Source organism: uncultured Acinetobacter sp. (assembly GCF_947624825.1).
GTDB lineage: Bacteria > Pseudomonadota > Gammaproteobacteria > Pseudomonadales > Moraxellaceae > Acinetobacter.
Window position 1 is genome coordinate 1 of the sequence record NZ_CANQLZ010000122.1, and the last position, 2608, is coordinate 2608.

2 protein-coding genes and 1 pseudogene are annotated in these 2608 nt (G+C 35.1%); 2 read left to right on the forward strand and 1 reads right to left on the reverse strand.

The window, feature by feature from the left end; all coding sequences use genetic code 11:
- The first annotated feature begins 13 nt into the window (after positions 1-13).
- Entirely contained in the window at positions 14-112 is a 99-nt protein-coding gene (locus Q0017_RS13765; RefSeq protein ID WP_367277125.1) for a hypothetical protein, read from the forward strand.
- Between the two features lie 175 nt (positions 113-287).
- Here the strand turns inward: Q0017_RS13765 and Q0017_RS13680 are convergent.
- A pseudogene (locus Q0017_RS13680) lies at positions 288-1058 on the reverse strand (LlaMI family restriction endonuclease).
- 154 nt (positions 1059-1212) lie between these two features.
- On the opposite strand from Q0017_RS13680, the gene dcm reads away from it, so the two are divergent.
- On the forward strand, positions 1213-2523 hold the full coding sequence (dcm, locus tag Q0017_RS13685) for a DNA (cytosine-5-)-methyltransferase (RefSeq protein ID WP_298148009.1): 1311 nt from the start codon (positions 1213-1215) through the stop codon (positions 2521-2523).
- Positions 2524-2608: the final 85 nt, after the last annotated feature.

Genomic DNA, 2608 nt, shown 5'->3' on the forward strand with positions numbered 1-2608 from the left:
ACACCTAGGCTGCGTGGCAACCATCGGTAATTTTGATGGTGTGCATCGGGGTCACCAACGCATTCTTCAGCAGGTAATGGCTACCCTATTATTTTTAACAATCCTGCTATAGCAATCAACCCTATATCTGATCAAAGCCTAGGTGGCACACTTTTACCCTGCACGGGTTTTAGCAGAATTGAACCCAAAGGCATTACCGTTTCTGCTGTAAGCCGGATTAGGGTTAATGATGATATTAGCGCCGAACTAAAGGCGCTTTGTCCTAATTGAAGCTCCACTATAGCTATTTAATAAATATCAGTTATCAATGAGTCCCAGTAATTGTTAACTGCTCTCCATTGTGAATATGGCCGTTTATTAGTTGCATACATTCCACTATCAAAAAAAACAATCCCTTGCCTAACAAGATCAATCCAACTATCGTAGTTAATAGGATTTCCAAAACCTATTGAAGTATAAGCACCAGAATCATCTTTGAAGCATTTGAACCAACCACCTTCATTAAATTTCTTTTCTAATTTTTATTTTAATGGTTCTTTAAGCCACTTTGCCAAAACTAATTTATCCTGCTGTAACTCTATTGGAATAATTTTATCTTTATTAAATCGGCTATCCTTTGAGTAGGAGTAATAAGCTACAATATTATCATCATTATCAACGCATAATATCTGACCAAAAGAATTATACCCTCTAATAGTAGGAACTGGTTCTCCAGACCAAGAAAAACGTCCTCCTTTACTTTCGTTTGGCTTGCCAAAATACTTAAGAAACTCATTATCCCTATCTAATACATCAATATTTTCATAAGGCTTTTTATTTTTCCATAGAGCGACATCTGGAGACCAATCACCAAACGTTGTTTTGCTTGTGGTATATTTTTTCATTTCATAACCAAGCAGATCAGCTTCATTATTAGCATTAGGCTTAATACCCATTTGCTTCTCTAACCAATGACCTTCGGCACCATCATGGCGTTTATGATAGCCAGTAGATTTATATTTTTTACCTTTAACATTGGCATTAAAAATATCGATAATAATTTTTTTGTTTTTTTCCATTTTAATATAATAATCCTAGTGGTTTTCAAAAATATAAAGAAAATATAGAAATATGAAGAAAAATGCAAAGTATTAACTAATTTTTTTATTGACTGTTTTCCTATACAGTGATAATTTTACCGGGACTAAAACCGGATAAACAAAGGTATAGGCTATGCAATTAGAAATTGGCTTTAAAAACACTTCTGAATATATCCAAGAAGCACGAGAAAAACTTGGCTTAGGTAGAACAGAGTTTGCTAACTTGCTAGGAATGAACTCTACGGGTGAGCGCACAGTAAGAGGATGGGAAACGGGCGAACATATTCCTACCAAGAAAAAATTAGAAGATATTAGAAACTTAGAAAGCACGCTAAATGAACAGCGTAAAAATGCCCCTTATGCACAAGATAAAGCTACATCATCTAAGTTTACATTTATTGATCTATTTGCAGGAATAGGAGGTATTCGTATTCCTTTCCAAAACCTAGGTGGAAAATGTGTCTTTACTTCTGAATGGGATAAATTTGCACAAAAAACTTATGCAGCTAACTTTGGTGAAATACCCAATGGAGATATAACACTAATATCGGCAGACAATATTCCAGAACATGACATTTTACTTGGTGGGTTTCCATGCCAAGCCTTTTCTCAAGCAGGACTAAAACAAGGGTTTAACGATACTCGTGGAACTATGTTTTTTGAGATCCAGCGTATTATTGCTGAAAAAAGACCAAAAGCATTTATGTTAGAGAATGTTAAGCAATTACGAGGGCATGATAAAGGCAGAACACTAGAAACAATTCTTTCAATTTTACGTGGCAAACATCAACAAGATATACCCTTAGATATTCCTATGAGCGAAGAAGCACGTCATGCTTTAGAACAAAAACTAAATTACTGGGTAGACTTTAAGGTTTTAAGGGCTGCAGATTTTGGTGCACCACAAAATAGAGAACGAATTTTTATCGTTGGTTTTGATCGTGACTATTATGATAAAAACACAAACTTTGATGAGGTTTTTCAATGGCCAGTTGCACCTAAAACACCGACTAGACTTGGAGATATACTAGAGGATTTATCTAAAATACCTGAAGAAATGGATAAATTTACAATCTCAGATAAGCTTTGGGCTGGACATAAAAAACGTAAAGAACAACATAAAAACAAAGGTAATGGCTTTGGATATTCTCTTTTCAATGAAGATAGTGAGTATACAAATACTATAAGCGCTCGATATTATAAAGATGGATCAGAGATTTTAATTGATCAATCCAACCTAGGAAAAAACCCTAGAAAACTAACACCGAGAGAATGTGCTCGTTTACAAGGGTTTCCAGAAGATTTTATTGTAAATGCTGTGTCTCAAGGTCAAATATATAAACAGTTTGGAAATTCAGTTTGTATCAAGGTGATAGAAGCAGTTGCAAAACAAATAACTGAGTCGATGGTTGAAGCCGAACTAAAGGCGCTTTGTCCCAACTAACCTAGGCAGCTGTTCGTTACTCGCTATCTTCTATATAATCAATGGTTCAATTTTCAACAAGCCAACCACTAACTAGAAACTTACC